The organism is Sporomusa sp. (genome assembly GCF_035561255.1).
Taxonomy (GTDB): domain Bacteria; phylum Bacillota; class Negativicutes; order Sporomusales; family Sporomusaceae; genus Sporomusa.
On sequence record NZ_DATMXX010000151.1, the window covers coordinates 1 to 2,318 of the forward strand.

Consider the following 2,318-nt stretch of genomic DNA (forward strand, 5'->3'; position numbering starts at 1 on the left):
AGAAAGAGGTGTTGAGGGTGATTAGTGTAAAGCTTAAGAACGGAAATTCAATAGAGGTGCCGTTCTCTACCACCTGTGCTGAAATTGCTAAACAAATCAGTTCAGGACTTGCAAAAGAAGCGCTTGCTGCTGAGATTAACGGAAAGGTGGTGGATATAACGACCACCGTCGACGCGGATTGTTCTTTACATGTGGTTACCTTTAACGATGAAGCAGGTAAAAAGGTGCTGCGCCATACGGCTGCCCATGTTCTTGCACAAGCTATTAAAAATCTTTACCCTCAGGTGAAACTTGCCATTGGACCGGCAATCGAAAACGGATTTTACTATGACTTTGACTCAGAAGTTCCCGTCTCATCAGATGACTTAGAAAAAATAGAAAGCGAAATGAAGCGGATAATTAGACAAAATTCAGCTTTGGAGCGGTTTGCACTTAACCGGGCAGAGGCATTACAGTTTGCCGAGCGGCTTAATGAGCCGTACAAAGCAGAATTGATTAGGGAATTGCCTGATGGCCAGCCAATCACTTTTTATCGACAAGGGGATTTTGTTGATCTTTGTGCGGGGCCTCATTTACCCTATACGGGTATGATAAAGGCCGTTAAGCTTATTTCCTGCACAGGCGCCTATTGGCGAGGTGATTCCAATAACAAAATGCTCCAACGTATTTATGGGACAGCATTTACTAAACAGTCGGAGTTAGACTCCTACCTGGCTGCACAGGAAGAAGCAAAAAAACGTGACCACCGTAAAATTGGCAAAGAACTTGATTTATTCTCCATTGATGAATATATCGGTCAGGGGCTTATCCTTTGGCATCCTAAACTTTCTGTTGTGCGCGAGGAAATAGAACTGTACTGGCGTAAGGAGCACCGTAGGCGTGGGTATGAATATATCTATACTCCCCATATTGGACAAAGTAATCTCTGGGAAACTTCAGGGCATCTGGATCATTTTGCTGAGGGTATGTATCCTAAAATGAAAATGGCAGCCAAGGATGAAACAGAGAATACCTACTATTATGTAAAACCCATGAGCTGTCCGTTCCACGTGAGAATGTATAAGACCAGACCACGCAGTTATAGAGAACTGCCTATTCGCTGGTGCGAACTTGGTAGTGTTTACCGCTTTGAAAAATCAGGAGCTTTGCACGGTATGTTGCGTGTACGTGGTTTTACTCAAGATGATGCCCATATTGTTTGTACTGAAGATCAGTTTGTGGATGAGGTAAATAATGTTCTTGACTTTGCACTTGATATTAATAAGGCATTTGGTTATGACAAGCTAAACGTATATCTCTCTGTGCGTGATCCACAGGATAAGGAGAAATTCATTGATAATGAACCTGTGTGGCAACTGGCAGAAAGCACCCTTGAAAAGATTCTCAGCGATCGGGGAATTGAATTTAAAAAGGACATTGGTGGTGCTAAATTTTACGGCCCAGCAATTGATTTAAAGGCCGTGGATGCTATGGGACGCGAATGGCAGGGAACAACTATTCAACTAGACATGAATTTACCTGAGCGGTTTGGCATGACCTATGTCGGTTCTGATGGTAAAGAACATACACCTATTATGCTGCATAGAACTTTGCTTGGTTCGATGGAACGTTTTGTTGGAACGTTGATTGAACATTACGCGGGTGCTTTTCCTGTATGGCTTGCACCTGTTCAAGTAAAGATATTAGCCATATCGGAGAGAAATCATGAGTATGCAAATAAAGTGCTGAAGGTATTAAGAAACGAAGATATAAGGGTTGAACTGGACGACCGGAGTGAAAAAGTCGGTTACAAAATTCGTGAAGCCCAGTTAGGGAAAATACCATATATGCTTATACTAGGGGATAAGGAACAAAATGAAAATGTAGTTGCGGTCAGAGACCGGAAAAAAGGTGAAACTAAAACAATGAGTATTGAAGCGTTTCGGGCTTTAATAACAGAAGAAATATTGCATAAAAGGTAAGACTGAGTCGGGTGATGGTTTTCTGACTCACGCATTAAATAGACATTGGTTAAATTATTGACTAATGTCTATTTCTATTTCGTGGCATGTTATGGAATAAATTTAAGAGTGCCAAAGGCATATAAATTATGGCCTCTGCAGATACGGAAATGGACGTTATGGAACGACTTAATGGCATGTACTAGAGCAAGAGAATGCCTATGAAGCCAGTAAATTCAAGGAGTTCCATTTTTACATGACAGTGGTGTCATGTTCATAAAGGTAATATTTTAAAAGCACTAACAGGTCCATTGAAAGAAAAAGATAGCCAGAACCTATTAAATGGTTCTTGGCTATTATTTTTTAAAGGGTTTTTAA

General features: G+C 41.0%; 1 protein-coding gene. It reads left to right on the forward strand.

What is annotated here, in order from left to right:
* Positions 1 to 17 precede the first annotated feature (17 nt).
* Positions 18 to 1,961, forward strand: a complete 1,944-nt coding sequence (gene thrS / locus VN379_RS08690; protein ID WP_414714976.1) for a threonine--tRNA ligase — start codon at positions 18 to 20, stop codon at positions 1,959 to 1,961.
* The last annotated feature ends 357 nt before the right edge of the window (positions 1,962 to 2,318 follow it).